This is a genomic window from Pseudoxanthomonas sp. SL93, assembly GCF_026625825.1.
In the GTDB taxonomy this organism is placed as follows: Bacteria; Pseudomonadota; Gammaproteobacteria; order Xanthomonadales; family Xanthomonadaceae; genus Pseudoxanthomonas_A.
Map to the genome: position 1 here is coordinate 1,279,792 of NZ_CP113065.1, position 24,751 is coordinate 1,304,542.

The following is a 24,751-nucleotide window of genomic DNA, read 5'->3' on the forward strand; positions in this document are numbered from 1 at the left end:
CCATGACGGCCCTGCCCCACGTCGCCTTACTGCTGCTGGCGATAGGATCGTTGACCGGCTGCGTGATGTTCGCCCAGCCCCCGGCGCCATTGACCTGCGACGCCGACCTGGTCGGACGCTGGATCCCCCTGCCGGACAGCCCGCAGGACAAGGTGCCGCTGGGCAAGGATGACCATGCGGACGTGGATGCGCAGTGCCACGTGCGCCTGCGGGACAGTGCCAAGACCGCGCAACCGGAATTCGATGCGCTCGGTTTCACGCTCGACGGCCAGCGGTACCTGGCGCTCGGTTTCAAGGAACTGGATGGCCTGTTCGCCGCCAGCGCGCAGACGCCACCCACCGCATCCAAGGGCATGCCCGCAAGCGCCGTCACCCTGATCAAGTACCGCATCCGCGGCGACGAGCTGGAAATCGCCATGCTCGATGTCGTGCAGGTCATGCAGCGCATCGAGCAGGGTACGCTGAAGGCGCGCGAGACGGACACCAGCACCTACCTGTTCGAAGGCGGCCCGAAGAAGCTGCAGGCGCTGCTGGCGGCCAATCCGGACCTGTTCGACGAGTTCGGCGGCAAGGACAAGACCCTGCGCATGCGGCGCGCGACCGCCGGGGAACTGCGATGAGCGCGCTCCTGTCGGCGGCCGATGGCGATTTCGTCCGCATCGTCGAGGTGGGCCCCCGCGACGGCCTGCAGAACGAGAAGACCCACGTCGGTACCGCCGACAAGGTCGCGCTGATCAATCGTCTCTCCGACACCGGACTGCTGAGCATCGAGGCGACCAGTTTCGTCAGCCCGGCATGGGTGCCGCAGCTGGCCGACGCCGCGGACGTGTTCGCGACGATCGACCGTCGGCCGGGAATCGCGTATCCGGTCCTGGTGCCCAACGAGAAAGGGTACGAGCGCGCACGCGCGGTGGGCGTGCAGGAAGTGGCGGTCTTCACGGCGGCCTCGGAAGCCTTCAACCGCAAGAACATCAACGCCGGCATCGACGAATCCATCGAACGCTTCCGCCCGGTGCTGGAGCGCGCCGCCGCCGACGGCGTCAAGGTGCGCGGCTACGTTTCCACCGTGCTGGGCTGCCCCTACCAGGGCGACGTGCCGGTGGCCGATGTGGTGCGCGTGGCGAAGACCCTGCACGCGATGGGCTGTTACGAGATCTCGCTGGGCGACACCATCGGCGTGGGCACGCCGCGCAAGGCCGCCGCCATGCTGCAGGCGGTCGCTGGCGAAGTCCCGCTGCCCGCCTTGGCGGTCCACTTCCACGACACCTACGGCCAAGCGCTGGCCAACCTGCTGGCCTGCCTGGAGGTGGGCGTGCGGGTGGTCGATTCGGCGGTATCCGGCGCGGGCGGCTGTCCCTATGCCAAGGGCGCCAGCGGCAACGTCGCCAGCGAGGACGTGGTGTACCTGCTGCACGGCCTGGGCATGCGGACCGGCGTGGACCTGCCTGCCCTTGCCGAGACCGGCCGCTGGCTCGCCGCGCGGCTCGGCAGGGAGACCGGTAGCCGCGTCGGCAAGGCGATGGCGACGACATGAACACGCGCAGCGCGCCTGATGACGGCATGGCAAACGGTCGCGACGCGACCGACGCCCCCGATCTGGCGACGCTGCTGGCCGCGCTCGAACGGAGCGCGCAGGACCCGTCCACGCCGCCGGCGCAACGCACCCTGCTGCTGCAGGCGCGCGATGCGCTGCTGGCCAAGCAGCACGAGGCCACCACCGAAGGCGAGCGCTACCGCAACCTGTTCGACGCCGTGCCCGACCCCGTCAGCATCATCGCCGAGGACGGCACGGTGCTGGATCTCAACAAGGCCGGCATGCAGGCCTATCGCCGGCCGCGCGACGAGATCGTCGGCAACAACATCAACGTCCTCAACCCCGACCTGCCGCGCGATCACCTGGTGCCGGTCTGGGAAACATTGAACCGCGGCGAGACCTACGTCATCGAGGTCACCAACATGCGTGGCGATGGCACGCGGTTCCCGGTGGAAGTGCACTCCGCCAACATCACCTTCGACGGACGCAAGAGCATCGTCGCGGTCGCACGCGACATCAGCAGTCGCCGCGAGGCCGAACTGCGCTACCGCGAACTGATGGAGACGCTGGACAAGGGCATCGTGGTGCACGACCGCGAGCTGGGCATCCAGTACTGCAACGGCGCGGCCATGCGCATCTTCGGCATCCGCGAGGACCAGCGCGTGGACCAGGAACTCGCGCTGGACCGCTGGCATATCGTCGACGAGGACGGACGCGAGATGGCCCGCCATGAACTGCCGGCGCAGCGGGCGCTGGACAGCGGCCACATGGTGGAAAGCGTGCTGCTGGGCATGTACCACCGCGAAAAGAAGCAGCTGATCTGGCTGACCGCCACCTCGGTGCCGCAGTTCGCGCCCGGCGCCAGCGTGCCTTCGCAGGTGACCACCCTCTTCAGCGACGTCACCGAACTCAAGCGCGACAGCGCGCTGTTCGACCGTGCGCAATCGCTGGCGCACATCGGCGGCTGGGAATGGGACATCGTGCGCGACCGCATGTACCTGACCGACGAGGCACAGCGCATCCTCGGCGCCGCGCGCCCGCTGGAAACGCTGGAGGCCGTGCTGCTCTGCCTGCGCGAACCGGATCGGCGCCGCCTGCGCACGGCCCTGCAGCTGGTCACTGCCGGCGGTACCGGGTTCGACCTGGAACTGCAGGGCAGCCAGGCCGACGGCCATGGGTTCTGGATCCGTGTGATCGGCGATGCCGAACCGGGCGACCCCGGCGCCTCGCGCATCACCGGCACCATGCAGGACATCTCGCAGGACAAGCAGGCCGAGGAAACCCTGCGCATCCAGGCGCGTACCGACCCGCTGACGGGCCTGATGAACCGCGATGCGGTGCTGACCGAGCTGGGCGCGCGCCTGGGCGACCCCGAGCGCGAACGCGTCGCCGTGCTCTACATCGACCTGGATCGCTTCAAGATGGTCAACGACGTGCTGGGCCACAACGCCGGGGACGAACTGCTGGTGCAGGCGTCGGACCGCATCCGTGGCGCGGTGGGCACCGAGGGCATGATCGCGCGCTTCGGCGGCGACGAGTTCCTGGTGATCTGCGACGCCGGGGATGATCCGCGCCGGCCGGAGGACCTTGCGCATGCGGTGCTGGGGGCCTTCGCTGATTCGTTCCGGTTCGGCAAGGACGAGTTCGCCATCACCGCCAGCATCGGCCTGGCCGTGGCGCCGCGCGACGGGCAGCGGCCGCAGCAGCTCATCCAGAACGCCGACATCGCGATGTACGACAGCAAGCACCGTGCGCGCAACGGCTGGCAGACCTTCAGCCAGGAACTGGCGCAGCGCCAGCAGGACCGCCTGCAGATCGAGACCCAGCTGCGCCGCGCGGTGGACAACGACGAATTCCGGCTGGTCTACCAGCCCCAGGTGGACCTTCGCAACGGCCGCGTGATCGCTGCCGAAGCGCTGATCCGCTGGCAGAACCACCAGCTGGGCGAACTGCGTCCGGATCTCTTCATCAGCCACGCGGAAACCACCGGCGACATCGTGCGCATCGGCAGCTGGGTGCTGCGCGAGGCCTGCCGGCAGGTGGCGGCGTGGCGCGACCTGGGGCTGGGCATCGTCCGCGTGGCGGTCAACGTGTCCTACCGCCAGTTCGCGGGGGACGACCTGGCCGACATGGTCCGTACGATCCTGGGCGAGTTCGACCTGCCCGGCAGCGCGCTGGAGCTGGAGTTCACCGAGCGGGTGCTGATCGAGGATGCGCCCGCCACCCTGCGCACGTTCGCCGACCTGCGCCAGCTGGGCGTGCTGCTGACCATCGACGATTTCGGCGAAGGCTACAGCGCGCTCAACTACCTGCGCCGCCTGCCCATCCACGGCTTGAAGCTCAGCCCGCTGTTCACCGAAGGCGTGCCGAACAATCGTTCCGATGTCGCGGTCTGTCAGGCCGTCTCCGCCATCGCGCGCAGCCTGGGCCTGGGGCTGGTCGCCGAGGGCGTGGAGTCGGAAGCGCAGCGCCAGTTCCTGCTGCAGCTGGGCGTGCCGGTGGGCCAGGGCTTCCTGTTCGCGCCGGGCCTGTCCCCCGATGAGTTCGCGCGCCGGCTGGCCGACACGCCGATGGAGCGCGTGCTGCACGCCTGATTCGTTGCCCCTTGTAGGAGCGACGTGAGTCGCGACCGCGCCGCGCTGAGCCCCGGGTGTGACGATGAAGAACGCGTCGCAACGCGCCGGCAAGGCGAACGAAGGGGTGTTGGAACAGCGGCCGGAGCCGGTCGCGACTCACGTCGCTCCTACAAGGGAAGCCATGGCGTCCTGCCCCCCGCCATCGCGTAAAATGCCCGCTTTCCCGCCGCAGGTTCACCGCATGCAGCTTTCCGATACCCGCGCCGTCATCACCGGCGGCGTTTCCGGCCTTGGCCTGGCCGTGGCCCAGCACCTCGTGGCCCATGGCGGCAAGGTCGCCCTGTTCGACGTCAACGACGACAAGGGTGCGGCGGCTGTTGCGGCACTTGGTGAAGGCCATGCCCGTTATTTCCGCACCGACGTGACCGACGAAGCCGGCGTGGCCGCCAACATGGCGGCGGCGCAGGCGTTCATGGGCGGCCTCAACGCGGCCATCAACTGCGCGGGCATCCTCGGCGCGGGTCGCGTACTGGGCAAGGAAGCACCGATGCCGCTGGCCACCTTCCAGACCACGGTGCTGGTCAACCTGGTGGGCAGCTTCAACGTGGCCAAGGCCGCGGCCGACCTCATGCAGCACAACGCGCCCAACGGCGCCGGCGAGCGCGGCGTGATCGTCAACACCGCCAGCGTGGCCGCATACGAAGGGCAGATCGGCCAGGCCGCGTATTCGGCCTCGAAGGGCGGCGTGGTCGGCATGACGCTGCCGATGGCGCGCGAACTGGCCCGCTTCGGCATCCGCGTGATGACCGTGGCGCCGGGCATCTTCTGGACGCCGATGGTCGACGGCATGCCGGAAGCCGTGCAGCAGTCGCTCAGCGCCTCCATCCCGTTCCCGTCCCGCCTGGGCAAGCCGGAGGAGTTCGCGGACCTGGTGGCCTACATCCTCGGCAATACCTACCTCAACGGCGAAACCATCCGCCTCGACGGCGCAGTGCGGCTCGCTCCCAAGTAACGCCGTGATTCGTCATTCGTGAGCGGTGATTCGCAAGAATCGCGTTCCCGGATGCTCACGCCACCCCACCCGATCACCACTCAGCCACCATCACCATGAAAGCTTTCGACATCAAGAAAGGCAACGTCGTCGAACACAACGGCAACGTGTACCAGATCCGCGACATCGAGCGCAGCTCGCCGCAGGGCCGCGGCGGCAACGTGCGTTTCCGCTTCATCATGTACAGCGTGCCGGGCGGCAACAAGCTGGACGCCAGCTTCGATGCCGACGACAACCTGCCGGAAGTCGAACTGCTGCGCCGGCAGGCGACGTTCTCGTACATGGACGGCGATGCGTTCGTCTTCCTCGACGACGAGGACTACACGCCCTACACGCTGGACGCCAACGTCATCGGCGACGACGCCGGCTACATCACCGAGGGCCTGACCGGCTGCTACGTACAGGTGATCGACGAAATGCCGGTGGCCCTGCAGCTGCCGCAGCACGTGACGCTGGAAGTGGTGGAGACGCCGCCGGAATTGAAGGGCGGCACCGCCACCAAGCGCCCGAAGCCGGCCAAGCTCAGCACCGGCATCGAGATCATGGTGCCGGAGTACATCACCAACGGCGAACGCATCCTGGTCAACACGACCACCGGCGAATTCGGCGGTCGTGCGGACTGATTCCGCTAGGACGCGCCTGCGGCGGCCAACGCCCGCAGGCGTGCTCCGATGGCATCGACATTCGCCTGGATGCCGCGCAGGGCATCTCGCTGGTCCCGCGGAAGCCAGCACTCCAGGCTCGCGCGCAGAGCAGCATCGTCCTGGCGCAGCCGCACTACCCTCGCCTGCGCGTCCGCGGCAATACGCTCGCGTTCCCCTGACTGCGGCAACCCGTAGCCTTCCGGTGCAAGTTCCGCGGGCCGGCTGACGAAGCTGGTATCACCCAGCCAAGCTCTCAACGCCTGCACGGCGTTCGCCGCCTCCTCGGGCACGTCGCGGCCCAGGTAGCGCCGCTTCAGTTCGTCGCGCAACAGCAGCTGCTGCCGGCGCAGGGCGGCGTTTTCCAGCACCAGCAAGGCCGCACTGGCCTTCAGGTCGGCATGCGCCAACCAGGTCGCGCGGGTTCCGGGTGGCAGTGCCAGCCAGGCCTGCGCGTCGCGCTGCGGCAAGGCCAGCGCGACGCGCGCGACCTCGAACAAGGCGTCGTACCGCGCGCTCATCGGCTCGAAGTAGTACCCGAGGCGACGGGCTTCGTCTGCATCCACCAGGGGGCTGCGGTCGGCGATACCTGCCTGTTCCAGGTTCCGCAACAGTCCCGTGGGCGTGATGCTTGCCAACGGCGCGCCTGCCAGCCGCGGCACGCCATCGTGCAGCAGCTTCCAGGTCTCCACGGCGCAGTTGTTGCTGATGAAGTAGTAGCGCCCGTCGTAGCTCCAGTGGAGTTGCGCGGCGCGCTCGAGCAGGGAAGCGATATCCTCGCGCTGCAGCTGCAAAGGAACGGACTGCAGGCCGCGCAGCTCGACCTTCGTGTACTCCTCGATCACCTGGTCCAGCGGCAGCAGGAACAATCTCGACGGGTATGAACCGGTCAATCCGCGCCAGCCGGAGATCTGCACGTCGCCGACGAACGCGCGGAACGACAGCACGCGATGGTGGGCGAGATCCAAGCGGCAGTCAGGGCCAGGGGGGCGTCCCGGCGCGCAGACCACCAGTCTCAGCATGCTGTGGCCCCAGCGGCTCATCGCCTGGGTGTTGCCTTCGGCCAGCAGGTAGTCCACCTGGTAGACGCGCGCCGGATCCAGCGCCAGCAGCGACGCATCGCCACGCGCGGCGTCGGCTTCCAGGAACGGCAGGCCGGGCGCGCATTCGGCGGCGATCGGTTCGTGGAAGTGCGCGGCGAAATGGCGGTGTAACGCTGGGCGCCGGCACGCGTAGTCGGCGTCGAGCACGTAATGCTCCAGGTTCACCGCGACGAATTCCGACGGACGCGCCAGTTCGTAGCGGTCGGGACTGCGGGTGCTGAAATCGTTGCGGCTTCGCCGGCCCGCCACGCGGAACACGCTGCGCTGCCAGCCGGCCAGGTCACGCAGGCGCGCATCGCCCGACAGCACATTGCCATGCGCACGGTCGTAGGCGTGCGCGAGTTCGTGGACCAGCGCCTTGCGGACCGCAAGCGCGCGCGTACCAGCCACCGCCGAGGGATCGACCGCCTGCCATTCGGCCAGCAAGGCACGATCGAGCAGTATCTGCCGCCCGACGCGGCGACCCTGCACGTCATGCGGGAGATCGGTCCAGTGCAGCACCAGATCGGGCGGCAGACCGTCGCGCCACACGCGCGGCAAGCGTGGCAGGACATCGTCGACCAGCGTGCGCGTGGCTGAGACCTGTTCCTCATCCAGCCCGGAGGCATCCACGCTGAGAGCACATGCCGGTATCGCATGGCCCAGCAGCAAGCATGCAAGGGCCACGCGCACGCGCCGGCTCCAGGGCCGACGCAGGAACATCAGCGCGCCAGGATGGCCTGTGCCAACTGCATGTCGGTGGCACGGCGCGCGGCCTCGTCGGTCTCGCGCAGGTGACGCAGCGCGGCTTCCAGCTGGGCACCGCGGATGCGGCCGTTGCTGGCGACAAAGCTGGCCGCGTCTTCGCGAGCCTGCAGCACGATCTTGTCGTCGCCGGAGGAACTGCCGGATGACGCGGACGAACCCGCGGACGACGCACCGGCCGAACTGCCGGCGAAACTGCCGGCAAGCGCCGGAACGGAGAGCGCCAGCAGGACGCCGGCAAGGATCAGACGGGGCATGATTGTTTCCATCGGGGGCGTGGACGCCGGTGGCCGGCGCGGTGCGCAAAGACTACCTGCAAACGCAGGCCGCAGGATGAACCTGCGTCACCCCTCAGGCATCGAACAGCTTGCCGGGATTCATCAGCCCGTTGGGGTCCAGCACCTGCTTGATGCCACGCATCACGGCGATCTCCTCGGCACTGCGGGTGCTTTCCAGATAGCCCTTCTTGACCAGGCCGATGCCATGCTCGGCGGAGATGCTGCCGCGGTGGCGCTGCAGCGACGCGGCCAGCAGCTTGGTCACCTGCTCGCACTGGGTGACGAAGTCGGCATCGCCCACGTCGTCGGGCTTCAACACGTTGATGTGCAGGTTGCCGTCGCCGATGTGGCCGAACCAGACCACGTCGAAATGCGGATACGCGTCCGCCAGCAGCGCCTGCGTTTCCGCCAGGAACGCCGGCATGGCGGAAATGCGCACCGACACGTCATTCTTGTAGGGCTTGTAGCGCGCCAGTGCCTCGGTGATGCCTTCGCGCAGGCGCCACAGTTGCGCGGCCTGGGCATCGGACTGGCTGATCACGCCGTCGCTGACCCAACCCTGCTCCATGCACGCTTCGAACGCCGCCATGGCGGCAGCCTCCTTCGCCTCGTCGCCGATCGCGAATTCGGTGACCACATAGTACGGGTGCACCTCGTCGAACGGCTTCTGCGCGCCGTGGGCCAGCACATGCTGCAGCGCGTGGTCGGTGAAGAATTCGAACGCCTCCAGCTGCAGCCGCTCGCGGAATGCCGCGAACACCTGCATCAGCACGTCGAACGACGGCAAGGCCAGCAACATGACGTTGGTCGGCGGCGGCGGATCGGTCAGGCGGACGGTGGCCTCGACCACGATCCCCAGCGTGCCTTCCGAGGCGATCAGCAGGTGGCGCAGGTCGTAGCCGCTGGAGTTCTTGATCAGGCCGCGGTTGAGCTCCAGCAACTCCCCGGTGCCCGTCACCACTTTCAGCCCGGCGATCCATTCGCGCGTGTTGCCGTACCGGATCACGCGGATGCCGCCGGCGTTGGTCGCGATGTTGCCACCGATGGAACACGACCCGCGCGCGGCGAAATCGACCGGATAGACCAGGCCGTGCTCGCGGGCCGCGTTGTGGACCGCTTCCAGCGGCATGCCGGCCTGCACGGTTAGCGTGCGGTCGACGGCACTGAAGTCGAGCGCCTGGTTCATCCGTTCCAGGCTCACCACCAGTTCGCCGTTCGCGGCCACCGCGCCTCCGGAAAGGCCGGTGCGGCCGCCGGAGGGCACGAGGGCCACCTGGTGCTGGTTGGCCCATCGCACCAGCGCCTGCACCTCCTCCACGCTGGCCGGCAACGCGATGGCCAGGGGCGCGGGCACCCAGCGCCGGGTCCAGTCGCGACCGTAGTGCTCCAGGTCGGCGGGATCGGTCTTCAGGCGCAGCGCGGGCACGGCGTGCAGCAGGGCATCCAGGCGCGGATCGGTCATGGGACGGGCGGATGGCGGGGGGCGCCCAGCGTGCCAGCGATGCTGCGCGGCGTCCAGAAGCCATGCCGGCGCAGCGGGACGGATTGCGGCTGCGCGTGGTCGATGGTTTCAGGCGCAACGGAGCGGACCCACAGCAACCCAGCTTTCCATTCCGCGCCGCAGCATCGGCACGCGCCATCTGGCATAGTGGCCGCCCCCACTTCCACTGCGCCCTTCTCCGCAATGTCGATCAAGAAGACCTCGTACCCGAAGCAGGACATCCGCGTGCTGTTGCTGGAGGGAGTCAGCCAGACCGCCGTGGAGACTTTCCGGGCCGCCGGCTATTCGCAGATCGAGTTCCACGAAAAGTCATTGCCCGAAGAGGAACTGAAGCGCCGCATCGCCGACGCGCACATCGTCGGCATCCGCTCGCGCACGCACCTGACCGACGACGTCCTGTCGCACGCGCGGCGCCTGATCGCGGTGGGCTGCTTCTGCATCGGCACCAACCAGGTGGACCTGGACGCGGCGGAACTGGCCGGCGTGCCGGTGTTCAACGCCCCCTACTCCAACACGCGCAGCGTGGCGGAGCTGGTGATCGCCGAGGCCATCATGCTGATGCGCGGCGTGCCGCAGAAGAGTGCCGAGTGCCATCGCGGCGGCTGGTCGAAGTCGGCCGCCGGCAGCCACGAGGCGCGCGGCAAGACACTGGGCATCATCGGTTATGGCCACATCGGCACGCAGGTCGGCGTGCTGGCGGAGGCCATCGGCATGCACGTGGTCTTCCACGACATCGAAACCAAGCTGTCGCTGGGCAATGCCCGCTCCGCCAGCAGCCTGGACGAGCTGCTGGAACTGAGCGACGTGGTGACCCTGCACGTGCCGGAGACGGCGGCCACCAAGGACATGTTCGGCGCGGCCCAGATCGCCCGGATGAAGCGCGGCGCGCACCTGATCAATGCGTCGCGCGGCACGGTGGTGGACATCGATGCGCTGGCTGATGCACTGGCGTCGGGCCAGGTCGGCGGCGCGGCCGTGGACGTGTTCCCGGTCGAGCCCAAGGGCAATGCCGATGCCTTCGAGTCGCGCCTGCGCGGCCTGGACAACGTCATCCTCACCCCGCACGTCGGCGGCAGCACGCTGGAGGCGCAGGACAACATCGGCGTGGAAGTGGCGGCCAAGCTGGTGCGCTACAGCGACAACGGCAGCACGCTGTCGGCGGTGAACTTCCCCGAAGTCACCCTGCCCGGCCACGAAGGCAGCCGCCGCATCCTGCACATCCACCGCAACGTGCCCGGCGTGCTGTCGCAGATCAACGACATCTTCCGCGACCTGGGCATCAACATCGATGGCCAGTTCCTGCGCACCGACGCCAAGGTCGGCTACGTGGTCATCGATGTCACCGCCGACGAGGAGCAGACCGCCAGCCTGCGTGAAGCGATGGCGGCGATCCCGGGCACGCTGCGGGTGCGCGTGCTTTACTGATCCGCCGGAGAAGGTGGGCCATGGCCCACCCTACGCATCGGCGTTCAGCGCCAGCCACTTGCGTGCCATGCGACTGAGCGATTCGTCGTCTTCCGCCGCGATCGGCGCGATCTCGCGCCAGGCCAGGTCCAGGGATTCCTCGCTGACCACGTAGGCCTCGCTGCCGGTCGCGTGCACGACGTAACGCACGTCGTAATGCCAGTGGCCGGGGACATCCTTGCGTTCCGGTATCCAGTGGCGGTCGAGGTCGAAGATCGCCTCCGCATCCACCCGCAGGTCGGCCAGGCCGGACTCTTCTTCCGCTTCCTTCAATGCCACGCGCGCCATGTCGGTGTCGCCATCGGCATGCCCGCCGAGCTGCAGCCAGCGGCCCAGCTTGCGATGGTGGGTCAGCAGCGTGCGCTTGCCGTCGGCACTGACCAGCCAGGCGCCGCCGGTCAGGTGGCCCGCCAGCCGCTCCCGCATGAACGGGTCGGCCGGGTCGTCCAGCAGGGCCGCGAACTGGTCCACCACGTCGGCTTCCCCGGGCCAGCGCCGGCGATAGCTGGCCAGTTGTTCCTGCAGGACGGGGGCGATGGCTGGCATGGGCGGGCGTTCCTGGTGCGTGCGAAAAGGTCCGCCATTATCCCGCGCCATGCTGCATACGCGCTTGTGCTCCTTGGCGCGCTTTGGCAAGGTACGGCCTTCCGTGGGGGCCATCCCCATGACAGTTTCCACCATTCGGCAGGGCTTTCCTGCCGGCAGCCAGTCTTCAAAGGGGATGCAGCGAATGCTCAAAGCTCTGTTCAGGGTCAAGCCGGTCGCGCCGGCTGGACACATCGATGCCGGTGAGCCCTTCGAGGGCAGCCTGGACGGCGAAGCCACCCTCAAACGGACTTTGACGGCAAGACAACTGGTACTGCTGGGCGTCGGCGCGGTGATCGGCGCCGGCATCTTCGTGCTCAGCGGCCACGCAGCGGCCGAGCATGCCGGGCCGGCGGTGATCCTGAGCTACATCCTGGCCGGCGTGGCCTGCGCGCTGGCGGGGCTCTGCTACGCCGAGTTCGCCGCGATGCTGCCGGTGTCCGGCAGCGCCTATTCCTATTCCTACGCGACCCTGGGCGAGTTCGTGGCCTGGTTCATCGGCTGGAACCTGGTGCTGGAGTACATGTTCGCCGCGGCCACCGTGGCCGTGGGCTGGTCCGGCTACCTCAACAGCTTCCTGACCAACTTCGGCATGGGCCTGCCGGTATCGCTGGCGGCCGCTCCCCTGAACGTGGTGGACGGCGCCCTGGTCTACACGGGCGGCCTGATCAACCTGCCGGCCGTGGCGATCATCGGGGCGGTCAGCGGCCTGTGCTACGTGGGCATCACCCAGTCCGCGTTCGTCAACTCGATCGTCGTGGCGATCAAGGTGACCGTGATCGTGCTGTTCGTGGCGTTCGCGGCCAAGTACGTGAACCCGGACAACTGGGTGCCGTTCATCCCTGAAAACCAGGGCCCCGGCAAGTTCGGCATGGACGGCGTGATGCGCGCCGCGGCCGTGGTGTTCTTCTCCTACATCGGCTTCGACGCGGTCTCCACCGCCGCGGGCGAGGCCAGGAACCCGCAGCGCGACATGCCCATCGGCATCCTCGGCTCGCTGGCCATCTGTACCGTCATCTACATCATCGTGTCCGCCGTGCTGACCGGCCTGCTGCCCTATCCGCAGCTGTCCACGCCCAAGCCCGTGGCGACCGCACTCGAGCAGTACGCCAGCCTCAACTGGCTGAAGTACGCGGTGGAAATCGGCGCCATCGCCGGCCTGACCTCGGTGATCCTGGTCATGCTGATGGCGCAACCGCGCATCTTCTATTCGATGTCCAAGGACGGCCTGCTGCCGCGCTTCCTGGCCAAGGTCCACCCGAAGTTCCAGACACCGTACGTGGGCACGATCATCGTCGGCGCGCTGGCCGCACTGCTGGCCGGCTTCCTGCCGATCGGCCTGCTCGGTGAGCTGGTGTCGATGGGCACGCTGCTGGCGTTCGCCACGGTCTGCGTGGGCATCGTGGTGCTGCGTCGCACCCGCCCTGACCTGCCGCGCCCGTTCCGCGTGCCGCTCTACTGGCTGATCGCACCGCTGGGCGCCGCCGCGTGTCTGTATCTGTTCTGGCAGCCCTTCCAGGAGCACTGGCACCTGATGGTGGGCTGGACCATCGTGGGCATGATCATCTACTTCGCCTACGGTTACCGGCACAGCAAACTGCGTCGGGTCTGACGCACCATCTGCAACGGCTGGCCCCTCGGCCAGCCGTTTTTCTTTGCCTTCCCGCACTCCGACGACTTCCAGGCAGTTCCCGATGACGACCGTCAATGTCCGCCAGATCGGCCCCGTCCTGGCTACCTTCGTGGTGGCCAACAACATGATCGGCTCGGGGTTCTTCCTGCTGCCCGCCACACTGGCCAAATCCGGCGGCATCACCGCGCTCAGCTGGCTGCTGGGCACCGTGCTGGCGGTGGTCCTGGGCAGTGCATTCGCACGCCTGGCACGCGACTACCCCAACCTGGAGTCGCCGGACGACTACGTGCGCCCGTCGCTCGGCCGTGACATGGGATTCCTGGCAACCACGATGTACTGGATCTCGTCGTGGATAGGCAACAACGCCATCGCGGTGGCGGCGTTCGGCTATCTGGTGATCCTGCTTCCCGTCGGCGACGGCCAGTGGACGCGCCTGGGCGGGCAGCTGGTCCTCATCTGGCTGATGTTCGCGCTGAACCTGATGGGCCCACGGCAGATCGCCCGCTTCCAGTCGCTGTGCGTGGTACTGGGCCTGCTGCCGGTGGCGGTTATCCTGATCTGGGGATGGGGCAGTTTCGATAGCGACCTGTATCGCGCGGCATGGAATGTCTCCGGGCAGTCCGACGCCTCGGTGGTATTCAGTTCGCTGGCGCCGATCTTCTGGGCCTTCGTGGGGCTGGAAACCGGCGCGATGGTCGCCGGCGTGGTGCGCAACCCCGCGCGCAACGTGCCCATCGCCACGCTGGGCGGCATCCTGATCGCGGGCGTGGTCTATCTGGTGTCCTCGGTGCTGATGATGGGCATCGTGCCGGTGGACCAGCTGGCCGCGTCCAGCGCACCCTTCGCCCTGGTGGCGGGGCAGATGTTCGGTGCCTGGGCGATCCCGATCATCGCGGCCGCGGCGGCGCTCAAGGCCACGGGCACGCTGGGTGGCTGGATGCTGGTCACCGGTGAATCCGGCGCACGTGCAGCCCATCGTGGCTATCTGCCCGCGATCTTCGGTCGCCTGCGGCAGAACGGGTCGGCCGGCTGGGGATTGTTCCTGGTCGCCCTGTCGATGACGGCACTGGCCATGCTGACGCTGTCGCCCACCGTATCCGGGCAGTTCGAGACGCTGATCCAGATGGTGGTGGTGCTGGTGGTCATGGCCTACGCCACCGCCGGCCTCAGCCTGCTGCTGGGCGCGCCGGGCCGGCCGGCCACCTCGCTCGACCGGATCATCGGCATGGGCGCGCTGGTGGCCTGCGGCCTGCTGGTTTACTCGACGCCGGTCGCCACCTTGGTGGGCGGGCTGATCATCGCCCTGCTGGCGCTGGCGGCCTACCGTGGTTTCTCGCGACGTCGAGGCGCGTGAAACCGCGTCTTGTTAAACTGCGCCCATGAGCGCACTGCCCTACGATTCCGAACGCCTCCAGCACCTCGCCGGCCTGCTGATCAGCAACATCCGCGAGCTTTCGCAGCTGGGCTGGACGCCCGCCACCAGCAGCAACTTCTCGCACCGGCTGGACGACGCGCATGCCGCCATCACCGTTTCCGGCCGCGACAAGGGCCGGCTGGTCGAAGGCGACATCATGGTGGTGAATTTCGACGGCAAGGCCGTCGGCAGCGACCACCGCCCGTCCGCCGAAACCCTGCTGCACACCCAGCTGTACCGGCGCTACCCGGACATCGGCTGCGTGCTGCACACGCATTCGCCCGTTCAGACCATCGCTTCGCGACTGTTCGCCGGCGCGGGCCACCTCCGGCTGGAAGGCTACGAGCTGCTGAAGGCGTTCCACGGCAACAGCACGCACGAGATGGCCATCGACGTGCCCGTGTTCGCCAACACCCAGGACATGCCGACCCTCGCCGCACAGGTGGACGCGCTGCTGGACCGGCAGCCGCTGTGGGGCTACCTGATCGACGGCCACGGCCTGTACGCGTGGGGCCGCGACATGGCCGAGGCGCGCCGCCATCTGGAAGCCTTCGAGTTCCTGTTCCACTGCGAACTCGAGCTGCGCAAGCTCGGCTGCCGTCGCTGACATCCGCGGGGCGGACCACAGCGTTCCGGCCCGGCAACGGGCGCGTGACGGCGTGCCTGCTACCCTACCCTCCCCACGCGCCGAGCCTGTCGCCATGAGCCGCCTCCGCATCTTCAACGAGACCGACCCCGCCACACCGGAATTCGCCAGTTACGATCCGGACTTCATCGCCACCGAACTGAAGAAGATCGGGGTGACGTTCGAGCGTTGGCACGCCACCCAGCCGATCGAACCCGGTGCTTCACCGGACGAGGTGATGAACGCCTACCGTGCCGACATCGACCGGCTGGTGGCCGAGCGCGGCTTCAAGACCGTCGACGTGGTCAGCATCGCGCCGGACAATCCGCAGCGCGAAGCGATGCGCGCGAAATTCCTGGACGAGCACTACCACAAGGAAGACGAAGTGCGCTTCTTCGTCGCCGGCTCGGGCCTGTTCACGCTGCACGTGGACGACAAGGTGTACGAAGTCGAGTGCGTGAAGGACGACCTGATCGCCGTGCCCGACAGCACCCTGCACTGGTTCGACATGGGGCCGGAGCCGCACTTCGTTGCGATCCGCTTCTTCACCGAGCCGGACGGCTGGGTCGGCCACTTCACCGGCACCACGCTTGCGCAGCAGTTTCCGCGCTACGACGGCCTGACGCAGCCGAATTGACATGGCGGGCGCCCTCTCGCGCCCCGCCCCAACGAACCCCTTTTGCCCATGCCCGTTTCCGCCATCCTGACCGACATCGAAGGCACCACCAGCAGCATCTCGTTCGTCAAGGATGAGCTGTTCCCGTATGCGCGCCGCGCGCTGCCCGGCTTCGTTCGCGAGCACGGGCACGAGCCCGAGGTGCGCCGTTGGCTGGACATGGTGGCCACCGAGCACGGCAGCATCTGCAGCGACGATGTCATCGTGGAGACCCTGCAGGGATGGATTGACCAGGACCGCAAGCACACCGCGCTGAAGGCGCTGCAGGGAATGATCTGGGAAGCGGGCTACCGCGAAGCGGACTTCACCGCCCACATCTATCCCGACGCGGCGCCGGCCCTGCGCGAGTGGCATGCCCGCGGCCTGCCGCTGTTCGTCTACTCGTCGGGCTCGGTGCCGGCGCAGAAGCTGTTCTTCGGCCACAGCGACGCCGGCGACCTCGCCCCGCTGTTCGCCGGCTGGTTCGACACCGAAGTCGGTGGCAAGCGCGATGCGGACAGCTACCGCCGCATCGCCGGGCAGACCGGCATCGCGCCTGAGCAGATCCTGTTCTTGTCGGACGTGGTGGAGGAACTTGATGCCGCGCGCGACGCCGGCATGTCCACGCGCCTGGTGGACCGGCTGCAGGACTATCCGGTGCCGCGCACCGGCGATGCTGCCCACGGCCATGCACGCGTGGCGACGTTCGCCGACGTCACGCTCGACACCTGATCCGCCGTGACGGCGCAACGCACGGCCACCTGGATCGGGCTGGCGGCCATCCTGCTGTGGTCCTCGCTCGCCGTCCTGACGACGGCAACCGAGGGCTTGCCGGCGTTCCAGGTACTGGCTATCGGCTTCGGCGTGGCGGCGCTCTTGGGGCTTGTCCGCACCGCACTGCAGGGACGCCCCGGCTGGCAGGCATTGCGGCAACCCTGGCTTGCGTTCGCATTGACCACCGCCGCGCTGTTCGGCTACCACGCGCTCTACTTCATCGCGCTCAAGCGCGCGCCGGCGGTGGAAGCCAACCTGATCAACTATCTCTGGCCGTTGTTGATCGTGGTCTTCGCCGGCCTGCTCGCGGGCGTGGAGGTGCGTGGCGGCCAGTGGCTGGGCACCGTCCTGGGCCTGGTAGCGGCCGCGTTGCTGGTCACCCGCGGCGAAAGCATCGACATCCGGCCGGAATTCATGCCGGGCTATCTGGCGGCGCTGGGTGCCGCGTTGATCTGGGCGCTGTACTCGGTGCTCAACCGGCGCTTCGCTGATGTACCCAGCGCGGCGATCACCGTCGCCTGCGCGGGCGTGGCCGTGCTCGGCGGCGTGGCGCATGGATTGTTCGAAACAACCGTGGCCCCCACCGCGTCGCAGTGGGTGGTGTTGCTGATCATGGGCACCGGGCCGGTGGGTGCCGCGTTCTGGCTGTGGGATCACGGCACCAAGCGCGGCGACATCGCGCTGCTCGGCAGCCTGTCCTACCTGGCGCCTCTGCTGTCCACCCTGTTGCTGGTGGCATCGGGCCGCGCGCAGGCGCACTGGATCCAGGCCGTCGCGATTGCCTTGCTGCTGGCCGGCGCATGGCTCAGCGTGCGCACGCCGCGCGCCCGATGAAAGCGATTCGCGTTTCCGCATGGCGGGAAACGAATCCCTAGACTACGCGCCACGCAGCCCGCCCGCCTCAGCGCCAGCAAGCCACGCGTTCCGCGCCAGCCCGCAATTTGCTAGCCAGCCCGGATCACCGCCTCACGTCGTGTGGATCTTCTCGCCACGCGCCAGCATGGCCACCAGCGTTTCGATCCGTGCCGCGCGTGTCTCCGGCTTGCGCGCGGTCTGCACGCGCCAGCACACGGCGTAACGGTTGGTCTTGTCGAGGGCTTCGAAGAAGCTGCGCGCCTTGCGGTTTTTCGCCAGCGCTTTTGCCAGTTCTTCCGGCACCTCCATCGAGGCGGCCCCACTGTACGCTGCCGCCCAACGCCCGTCGGCCTTCGCCGCCTCGACCTCGCGCAAGCCTGACGGCCGCAGGCGCCCGGCGGCCGCCAGCGCTTCGACCTTGGCGACATTGATCTTGGACCACAGGCTGCGGGGGCGGCGCGGCGTGAAGCGTTGCAGGAAGAACTGCGCATCGAGGCCCTTCTTCTGCCCATCGATCCAGCCATGGCACAGCGCCACGTCCAGCGCTTCGGCATACGTCACCGAGGCGATGCCGGCATCCTTCTTGGCGATCTTCAGCCAGACGCCGGCAGCGGCCGTCGACGCCGCAAGCCACTGCTCCCATGCCTGCGGGGTCTTGAAATGCAGGACGGGAAGTTCAGGGGCCGGCATGCGCTGATGATACCCAGCCCCGCACGGCGATGGTCAGCCGCGCGCAAGCCGGCGTGCCTGCCCCAGCACGCGACCCAGGCCATTCGCCATCGGCAGCATCTGCGCCTTCGCACGGTCCAGCAGCGGTGACGTGCCGACGGGGTCAGGCGACAGGCCCAGCGCGCCGCCCCACTTACGCCAGCGGTGGTTGAACCGCATCGCACTGGTCCAGCGGCGCGTTTCATCCGTCTGGAAGAAGAAGGACAGCGAGATGGAGACATCCTCGGACCCGTTCTTGACGTAATGGCCACTGATGTAGGGAATGTGCAACGCATCGCCCGGCATGAAGTCGAACTTGAGCGCATGCTGGTCCAGTTCGTCGCGCCAGAGCGACACGGAGCTTTCGCGATCCATGTAGGCCTCGCAGACGTCCTGGGCGACGATGTCATGGCGGAAGTTGGGGAACACCGCCACCTGCTTGCTGCCCCGGATCTGCATCAGCACGTTGGAATAGCGGTCGAAGTGGAACGGCGTGATGGCGTTGGGCGATGCGATGAACAGCCACATGCGCGGCTCGTAGATCGCGCGCGACTTGCCGCTTCCGCGCAGCAACGCGGTGACTTCGCTGCGCAGGTCCTCGTAGAGCCCGCGGAAGGCCGGATGGTCTTCCGGGTCGCGCACCGCGATGTAGGAGTTCGAGGTGCGGATCGTCTCTATCGTCTCGCGCAGGCTCAGGCCGTTGCCATGTTCGATGTGCGCCCGGTCGAAATTGACCGTCAGGTCCGACAGTCCCTTGGAATACGCGATGCGGTCGGCGGGCAGCTGCGGAAGGGATTCGGAGAGTCCTTCGATGCTCAGTGCAGGATGGCCGAGCAGCTGGTGCTTGAAAGTGAACGGCGCACGGTCGAACTGGCCTGCGGGCAGGCCCTCGGCAAAGCACTTGGACATTGGTATTCCCCCTGTATTAACCAAGCAAACGCCGAAAGCACCTCGACCCGGACAGGCCGCCCGCCAGCCGTGCCCCGGCCACGTGGCGGGAACCCACGCCGGGAGAAGGCGGGTGCCGCCTCAGGGCGACTGCAGGCGGTATCGGGTAGACGCGGTGCGCTCGCCCAGCCAGGCATCGAAGGCGCGCACGTCGACGGTATGGTCCCCGTCGGCCAGGTCGGTCGGCAACGCGCCCCGCCACAGGTGCGGCGAGGGCTCGGCTTCGGGCGAGCGGTCGTAACCGCGCAGGCGGTCGGCCAGGTCGTCGCGCATGTTCTCGACCAGCAGCCTGGGGTCGGGCTGCTCGACCCGCTTCATCGGCTTCCATTCGCCACCATCGACGCGGTACTCGACCCTGGTCCGCGCGTCGCCCATATAGACGTTGGCGTAGACGCCCCATGCCGGATACGCGCCTTTCCTCAGCACCCTGGGGGCGTGCAGGCCGATGCCGGTGTCATCCTCCGCGCGTGCCGCTTGCCATGACAGCGCGTAGTCGCCGCCCGCCAGCACGCGCAGGCGGGCGTACCCGTTCGGCGTACCGTCGGCCATCATCGTGTCGGGAATGCCCTGGGCGTCCTTCACCCCCGACCAATAGGCACCGCAGGCGGCGCCGACGTTGTATTCGTGCAGGGGCCGGATGCCGTGCCAGCCGGTGGTGGCGTCGTGGTGCCAGTGCCGTTGCGTGTGGGTGTGCCCGCTGAGCAGCAGCACATGCGGAAATCCTTCCAGCAACGCGAACAGGCGCTCGCGGTCGGCCGCACGGAATCCGCGCGGCCCTGCTTCGAAGAACGGGATGTGCACGCCGATCACCAGCAACCGGTCCTTGCGTACGGTCGGCAGGTAGGCCTGCAGGAACGCGAACTGGTCCTCGCGCAAACCACCGAAGTACGCGGGCGTCTTGCCGGGCTGGTAGATCACGTCGTCCAGCCCGATGAACGTCACCGCTTCCTCTTCCCACGCGAACGTGTCCGGTCCCAGGTGATGGCGGAACGTGCGCAGCGAGTCCTCATCCCCGGCAGCATCGAAGTCCAGATCGTGGTTGCCGGGAATGAACAGCCACGGCACCTGCAGGCTCATCGTCGTACGCAGGATCTGCGGATACAGCGACAGGTCGTCATTGGTCACATCGCCCAGGGTCAGACCCAGGGCGGCACCGTGTTTCCCGACGAGTGGCTGCACGATGTCGCGCCAATAGTAGTCAACGTCCTGCGCGGAGGACGTCTGGCTGTCGGCGAAGAGCAACACATCGAGCTCATCGTGCTTCGCCGCTGCTTGCGGCCGCAGACCGAAGTGCGTGCAATCGGGCTGGCGCTGCGGTATGCCGCCGTACTTCAGCACAGGGCCCGCGTGGTACTGCAGATTGCGCCAGCGCGCCGGCAAGCCATCCGGAAGCACGACCAGGTCATAACCCGCCGGCTTGATGATGAAGAGGGTGCGACCGTCCGCATACGGAAGGTTGTACTCGCCCTGCGCGTCGCTGACCGCGATGTCGATACCGTTGGACACCTTGATGCCCGGCAGGCCCGGTTCGCCCGCATCGCGGGTCGCGTTGCCGTTGCGATCCACATACACCTGGCCCCCGCTGCAGGGCGGCGGCAGCGCAAGGGCGGGGACCGCCGGCAACGCCAGGAGGAGAGCGATCAACGAAGCGCGCATGGCGACTCCAGCCGGAAAGACCGGAGGATTATGGCGCAGCAGTATTGCCGTTGTGGGAGCGACGCAAGTCGCGACGGTCATCGGCGCGGGCGATGTCGTGATGTCTGCGGAAAAAGCTCACGACTTGCGTCGCTCCCGCATCAGGCGGGCCACACCGAGTTCGCGGGAGCAGGCGTGCCCTGCGTGCCTTACGCAGCCGCGTGGCGTTGGCGCAGCACGGCGACGGCGTCCGCCAGCGACAGGCCACGTGCCCGCAGCAGGACGATCAGGTGGTACAGGAGGTCGGCGCTCTCGCCCAGCAGCGCGTTTTCGTCCTGCGCTACGGCCGCCAGCGCGGTCTCGACACCCTCCTCGCCCACCTTCTGGGCGATACGACGTACGCCCTCCTCGAACAGCCGGGTGGTGTAGCTGCCTTGCGGACGCGCGCGCTCGCGCTCCGCCACCAGCACGTCCAGTTCCGAAAGAAACGCGGCGGGCGCCTGGGGAAAACAACTGGCCCGCTGCAGGTGGCAGGTTGGCCCGTGGGGACGGGCCAGCACCAGCAGGGTGTCGTCGTCGCAGTCCGACGTGAGCGACACGAGTTCCAGTACGTGGCCGGAGCTTTCGCCCTTGGTCCAGAGGCGCTGCTTGCTGCGGCTGTAGAAGGTCACGCGGCCCCCCGCCAGTGTTGCCTGCAATGCCTCGCGGTTCATGTAGCCCAGCATCAGCACGCGCAGATTGTCGGCGTCCTGCACGATGACGGGCAGCAGGCCATCGCCCTTGCCCCAGTCCAGCCGCGACGCATCGAAGGCCGCCGTCTCGGTTTCATTCGCCACGCCGCACCTCGATGCCCTGCCCTGCCAACATGGTCTTCAATGCCGGGATCCCGACATGCCCGCTGTGGAACACGCTGGCCGCCAGCGCGCCATCCACGTCGGCCTGCCGGAACACCTCGGCAAAATGCTCCATCGCGCCAGCGCCGCCGGAGGCGACCAGCGGCACCGTGCAAAGCGCACGCACGGCCTGCAGCTGTGCGATGTCGTAGCCGCGCCGCACGCCGTCCTGGTCCATGCAGTTCAGCACGATCTCGCCCGCGCCCAACTGCTGCGCCTGCACCACCCAGTCCAGCGTACGCAGACCGGCGCCCCGTGTCTTGGCCGGATCGCCGGTGTAACGGCGCACGCGCCACTCGCCGTCCGCCTCCAGGATGGAGTCCACGCCGACGACCACGCATTGCACACCGAAAGCCTCGGCAAGTTCGCCGATCAGGCCGGGCCGCTCCAGCGCGGGCGTGTTCACCGACACCTTGTCGGCACCGCTGTGCAGCACGCGACGCGCCGTCTCGACATCACGGATGCCGCCAGCCACGCAGAACGGAATGTCCAGCAGGCGCGAGACACGCTCGATCCAGGCATAGTCCACCGAACGTCCTTCGGGACTGGCGCTGATGTCGTAGAACACCAGTTCATCGGCCCCTTCGTCGCGGTAGCGCAGCGCCAGTTCGGCGATGTCCCCCATGTCCACGTGGTCGCGGAACTTCACGCCCTTGACCACGCGGCCTTCGCGCACGTCCAGGCAGGGAATGATGCGGCGGCTCAACATGCCAGCGCCTCGGGGAGTTCGAACCTGCCCTCCAGCAAGGCCCGCCCGAGCACGATGCCGGCGCAGCCGGCGGCACGCGCGCCACTGACATCGACGACCGCGCTGACGCCACCGGAGGCCTGCACCTCCAGCGATGGCACGGCCTGCCGCAGATGTGCGTACAGGTCCAGGTTCGGCCCGGTCAGCATGCCATCGCGGGCGATGTCGGTGCACAGCAGGTGGCGCAGCCCGCCCTCGGCGTAGCGCGATGCGAGTTCGTCCAGGGTTTCCGATGCGGTCTCCGTCCAGCCATGCACCGGGAGGCGCCAGGCGCCATCGTCGTCCCGGCGCGTGTCCAGCGCGACCGTGATGCGCTCGCTGCCGAATTCCCGCAGCCACGCCAGCACCGTTTCGGGCTGACGCACGGCCAGCGAGCCGACCACGACGCGCTGCGCGCCGGCATCCAGGATGCGCGCGACGTCCTCGCGTTGACGGACGCCTCCCCCAGTCTGCACCTTCAGTGACGTGTGTTGCGCAAGCTCACCCAGCAGCGGTGCGAGGGTGTAGCCGCCCGCACGCGCCGCATCCAGGTCCACAAGGTGCAGCCATTCCGCACCTTGTGAGGCATAGCGCACGGCGACATCGAGTGGCGTGCCTTCGTAGCGCGTTTCGCGGGCGTAATCGCCCTGTGCCAGACGGACCACGCGGCCTTCGCGCACATCGATGGCGGGATAAATGGTGAATCCGTTCATTGCACACCGTATTTCAGGAAATTCTCCAGCAGGCGCGCGCCGACGTCGGCCGAGCGCTCGGGATGGAACTGCGCGCCGCCCACGTTGCCACGCTGCACGATCGCGGCGAAGGGCACGCCATGCTCGCTGGAGGCCACGCAATCGACCGTGACCGGCGCGGCATAGCTGTGGACGAAGTAGGCATGGCGTCCATCGTCGACATCGCGGGTCAACACGCTTTCGCGTTGGCGCACGAGTGTGTTCCACCCCATGTGGGGCACGCGGATGCCGGGCGTGACGGGCAGTTTGGCCACGCGGCCCGGCACCAGGCCCAGGCAGGGCGTGTCGTCCTCTTCGGAATGTTCGAACAGCAGCTGCATGCCCACGCAGACACCCAGCAAGGGCTTCTCCAAGGTGCGCAGCACCTCGACCAGCGCCCATTCGCGCAGCCCACCCATCACCTGTGCCGCGGTGCTGACGCCGGGCAGGATCACCCGGTCCGCCGCGCGGATCGCGTCCGCATCGGTGGTCAGCTCGGGCTCCACGCCCAGGCGGTTGAGCGCATACCGCACCGAGCCCAGGTTGGCGCCGCCGGCATCGATCATGGCGACGCGCATCAGAGCGCACCCTTGGTGGACGGCAGTTCCGCGCCCTCGCGCTTGACGGCCTGCCGCAAGGCACGCGCCAGCGCCTTGAACGAGGCTTCCACCTTGTGATGGTCGTTGTCGCCCTGCACGCTGAGGTTGAGGTTCAACCCGGAGGCATCGCAGAGCGAGCGGAAGAAATGCGGCACCAGTTCGGTCGGCAGATCACCGACGCGCTCGCGCCGGAAATCGCCGTTGAAGACGAAGTACGGGCGGCCACTGAAATCCAGCGCCGCGCTGGCCAGCGTCTCGTCCATCGGCAGCGTGAAGCCGTAGCGACCGATGCCGCGCTTGTCGCCCAGCGCCTCCTTCAGGGCCTGTCCCAACGCCAAGCCGGTGTCTTCCACCGTGTGGTGTTCGTCGATGTGCAGGTCGCCGTCCGCGCGCACGTCCAGCGCGAAGCCGCCGTGCTTGCCGATCTGCTCCAGCATGTGGTCGAAGAACGGAAGACCGGTCTTCGCGACGGGCTCCGCGATGCGGTCGAGATCCACTTCCACGCGGATCCTGGTCTCCTTGGTATTGCGCTGGACCACCGCACGACGTGGCGCGTCGGCCAACTCATGTGCAATGCCAGCCCAGTCCCACTCGCCGCCGAACTGCGTCGTCTTCAGCTGAAACCCGCGGATGCGCAGGTTGTCGGAGAACTCGATGTCCGTCGGCCTGTCGCCCACCATGGCCGAACGCGACCAGTCGATGCTTCGGTCCTGCAGGTAGGGCAGCATCAGGCCGATGCCCGGCTTGCGGGTGGGCTTGTTCTCGTGCGGCCAGCTCTCGTCGATCAAGACGTCGCGGAAACGGATGCCCTGGCTTTCGAACACCTGCATCATCAGCGCCTGCGGCCCGTCGAAACTGGCGCGCGGATACTGCTCGCTGCCCAGGCCGTCCTGGTTGCTGACGATGACGAACTGGTAACCGGCGTCGCGCAGCTTGAGCAGCGCGGGAATGACACCGGCCACGAAGCGCACCTTCTCGTAGGCATCGATCTGGAAGTCTTCCGGCTCCTCGATCAGGGTACCGTCGCGGTCGATGAAGAGGATCGCGGTCATGGCATGGTTTCCGTGGAACGCACTT

The 24,751-nt window shown here is 67.8% G+C and carries 24 protein-coding genes; 12 read left to right on the plus strand and 12 right to left on the minus strand.

Annotation, left to right across the window (positions count from 1 at the left end; translation table 11 throughout):
• The first annotated feature begins 2 nt into the window (after positions 1 to 2).
• The 5 genes from OVA13_RS05935 to yeiP all read left to right on the plus strand — a co-directional run bounded on the left by OVA13_RS05935 (position 3) and on the right by yeiP (position 5,784).
• Positions 3 to 620 (plus strand): hypothetical protein, encoded by a 618-nt coding sequence (locus OVA13_RS05935; protein ID WP_267792873.1) that lies wholly within the window; start codon positions 3 to 5, stop codon positions 618 to 620.
• Positions 617 to 1,534, plus strand: coding sequence for a hydroxymethylglutaryl-CoA lyase (locus OVA13_RS05940; protein WP_267792874.1), 918 nt, complete (start codon positions 617 to 619; stop codon positions 1,532 to 1,534). The genes OVA13_RS05935 and OVA13_RS05940 overlap by 4 nt, the downstream gene beginning before the upstream one ends.
• Positions 1,531 to 4,128, plus strand: coding sequence for a sensor domain-containing protein (locus OVA13_RS05945; RefSeq protein ID WP_267792875.1), 2,598 nt, complete (start codon positions 1,531 to 1,533; stop codon positions 4,126 to 4,128). Before OVA13_RS05940 ends, OVA13_RS05945 begins: the two co-directional genes overlap by 4 nt.
• Before the next feature lie 223 nt (positions 4,129 to 4,351).
• On the plus strand, positions 4,352 to 5,122 hold the full coding sequence (locus OVA13_RS05950; RefSeq protein ID WP_267792876.1) for an SDR family NAD(P)-dependent oxidoreductase: 771 nt from the start codon (positions 4,352 to 4,354) through the stop codon (positions 5,120 to 5,122).
• A 95-nt stretch (positions 5,123 to 5,217) separates the two neighbouring features.
• Positions 5,218 to 5,784, plus strand: coding sequence for an elongation factor P-like protein YeiP (gene yeiP, locus OVA13_RS05955; RefSeq protein WP_267792877.1), 567 nt, complete (start codon positions 5,218 to 5,220; stop codon positions 5,782 to 5,784).
• Between the two features lie 5 nt (positions 5,785 to 5,789).
• Here yeiP and OVA13_RS05960 read toward each other — a convergent pair whose 3' ends face one another.
• The 3 genes from OVA13_RS05960 to OVA13_RS05970 all read right to left on the minus strand — a co-directional run bounded on the left by OVA13_RS05960 (position 5,790) and on the right by OVA13_RS05970 (position 9,389).
• A complete protein-coding gene (locus OVA13_RS05960) occupies positions 5,790 to 7,571 on the minus strand; it encodes a DUF7844 domain-containing protein (protein WP_267792878.1) in 1,782 nt (593 codons plus the stop codon).
• Between the two features lie 35 nt (positions 7,572 to 7,606).
• Positions 7,607 to 7,906, minus strand: a complete 300-nt coding sequence (locus OVA13_RS05965; protein ID WP_267792879.1) for a DUF2388 domain-containing protein — start codon at positions 7,904 to 7,906, stop codon at positions 7,607 to 7,609.
• Positions 7,907 to 8,000: 94 nt separating this feature from the next.
• Positions 8,001 to 9,389: a D-2-hydroxyglutarate dehydrogenase gene (locus OVA13_RS05970; RefSeq protein ID WP_267792880.1), complete on the minus strand. Its 1,389-nt coding sequence runs from the start codon at positions 9,387 to 9,389 to the stop codon at positions 8,001 to 8,003.
• Between the two features lie 222 nt (positions 9,390 to 9,611).
• Between OVA13_RS05970 and serA the strand changes: the two genes are divergently transcribed.
• A complete protein-coding gene (gene serA, locus OVA13_RS05975; protein WP_267792881.1) occupies positions 9,612 to 10,853 on the plus strand; it encodes a phosphoglycerate dehydrogenase in 1,242 nt (413 codons plus the stop codon).
• 30 nt (positions 10,854 to 10,883) lie between these two features.
• Here serA and OVA13_RS05980 read toward each other — a convergent pair whose 3' ends face one another.
• Complete coding sequence (locus OVA13_RS05980; RefSeq protein WP_267792882.1) at positions 10,884 to 11,438, minus strand: NUDIX hydrolase; 555 nt, start codon at positions 11,436 to 11,438, stop codon at positions 10,884 to 10,886.
• A gap of 184 nt (positions 11,439 to 11,622) precedes the next feature.
• Here OVA13_RS05980 and OVA13_RS05985 point away from each other — a divergent pair, with 184 nt between their 5' ends.
• The 6 genes from OVA13_RS05985 to OVA13_RS06010 all read left to right on the plus strand — a co-directional run bounded on the left by OVA13_RS05985 (position 11,623) and on the right by OVA13_RS06010 (position 17,412).
• Positions 11,623 to 13,089, plus strand: coding sequence for an amino acid permease (locus OVA13_RS05985; RefSeq protein WP_267792883.1), 1,467 nt, complete (start codon positions 11,623 to 11,625; stop codon positions 13,087 to 13,089).
• Between the two features lie 82 nt (positions 13,090 to 13,171).
• Positions 13,172 to 14,464 (plus strand): amino acid permease, encoded by a 1,293-nt coding sequence (locus OVA13_RS05990; protein WP_267792884.1) that lies wholly within the window; start codon positions 13,172 to 13,174, stop codon positions 14,462 to 14,464.
• Between the two features lie 25 nt (positions 14,465 to 14,489).
• Positions 14,490 to 15,131 (plus strand): methylthioribulose 1-phosphate dehydratase, encoded by a 642-nt coding sequence (locus OVA13_RS05995; protein ID WP_267792885.1) that lies wholly within the window; start codon positions 14,490 to 14,492, stop codon positions 15,129 to 15,131.
• Between the two features lie 94 nt (positions 15,132 to 15,225).
• Positions 15,226 to 15,786: a 1,2-dihydroxy-3-keto-5-methylthiopentene dioxygenase gene (locus OVA13_RS06000; protein WP_267792886.1), complete on the plus strand. Its 561-nt coding sequence runs from the start codon at positions 15,226 to 15,228 to the stop codon at positions 15,784 to 15,786.
• Positions 15,787 to 15,834: 48 nt separating this feature from the next.
• Positions 15,835 to 16,536: an acireductone synthase gene (gene mtnC / locus OVA13_RS06005; protein WP_267792887.1), complete on the plus strand. Its 702-nt coding sequence runs from the start codon at positions 15,835 to 15,837 to the stop codon at positions 16,534 to 16,536.
• A 6-nt stretch (positions 16,537 to 16,542) separates the two neighbouring features.
• A complete protein-coding gene (locus OVA13_RS06010; RefSeq protein WP_267792888.1) occupies positions 16,543 to 17,412 on the plus strand; it encodes an aromatic amino acid exporter YddG in 870 nt (289 codons plus the stop codon).
• Positions 17,413 to 17,544: 132 nt separating this feature from the next.
• Here the strand turns inward: OVA13_RS06010 and OVA13_RS06015 are convergent, their stop codons facing one another.
• The 8 genes from OVA13_RS06015 to hisB form a co-directional block, all read right to left on the minus strand.
• Complete coding sequence (locus OVA13_RS06015) at positions 17,545 to 18,123, minus strand: YdeI/OmpD-associated family protein (protein WP_267792889.1); 579 nt, start codon at positions 18,121 to 18,123, stop codon at positions 17,545 to 17,547.
• A 33-nt stretch (positions 18,124 to 18,156) separates the two neighbouring features.
• Positions 18,157 to 19,050, minus strand: coding sequence for a cupin-like domain-containing protein (locus OVA13_RS06020; protein ID WP_267792890.1), 894 nt, complete (start codon positions 19,048 to 19,050; stop codon positions 18,157 to 18,159).
• Positions 19,051 to 19,170: 120 nt separating this feature from the next.
• Complete coding sequence (locus OVA13_RS06025) at positions 19,171 to 20,745, minus strand: calcineurin-like phosphoesterase C-terminal domain-containing protein (protein ID WP_267792891.1); 1,575 nt, start codon at positions 20,743 to 20,745, stop codon at positions 19,171 to 19,173.
• Positions 20,746 to 20,933: 188 nt separating this feature from the next.
• Entirely contained in the window at positions 20,934 to 21,560 is a 627-nt protein-coding gene (hisIE, locus tag OVA13_RS06030) for a bifunctional phosphoribosyl-AMP cyclohydrolase/phosphoribosyl-ATP diphosphatase HisIE (protein ID WP_267792892.1), read from the minus strand.
• A complete protein-coding gene (hisF, locus tag OVA13_RS06035) occupies positions 21,550 to 22,326 on the minus strand; it encodes an imidazole glycerol phosphate synthase subunit HisF (RefSeq protein WP_267792893.1) in 777 nt (258 codons plus the stop codon). The genes hisIE and hisF overlap by 11 nt, the downstream gene beginning before the upstream one ends.
• Positions 22,320 to 23,057 carry a 1-(5-phosphoribosyl)-5-[(5-phosphoribosylamino)methylideneamino]imidazole-4-carboxamide isomerase gene (gene hisA / locus OVA13_RS06040; RefSeq protein ID WP_267792894.1) on the minus strand — a complete coding sequence of 246 codons (738 nt, stop codon included), beginning with the start codon at positions 23,055 to 23,057 and terminating at the stop codon, positions 22,320 to 22,322. The genes hisF and hisA overlap by 7 nt, the downstream gene beginning before the upstream one ends.
• Positions 23,054 to 23,656, minus strand: coding sequence for an imidazole glycerol phosphate synthase subunit HisH (gene hisH, locus OVA13_RS06045; protein ID WP_267793458.1), 603 nt, complete (start codon positions 23,654 to 23,656; stop codon positions 23,054 to 23,056). The genes hisA and hisH overlap by 4 nt, the downstream gene beginning before the upstream one ends.
• Positions 23,653 to 24,726 (minus strand): bifunctional histidinol-phosphatase/imidazoleglycerol-phosphate dehydratase HisB, encoded by a 1,074-nt coding sequence (gene hisB / locus OVA13_RS06050; RefSeq protein ID WP_267792895.1) that lies wholly within the window; start codon positions 24,724 to 24,726, stop codon positions 23,653 to 23,655. Before hisB ends, hisH begins: the two co-directional genes overlap by 4 nt.
• Positions 24,727 to 24,751 lie beyond the last annotated feature (25 nt).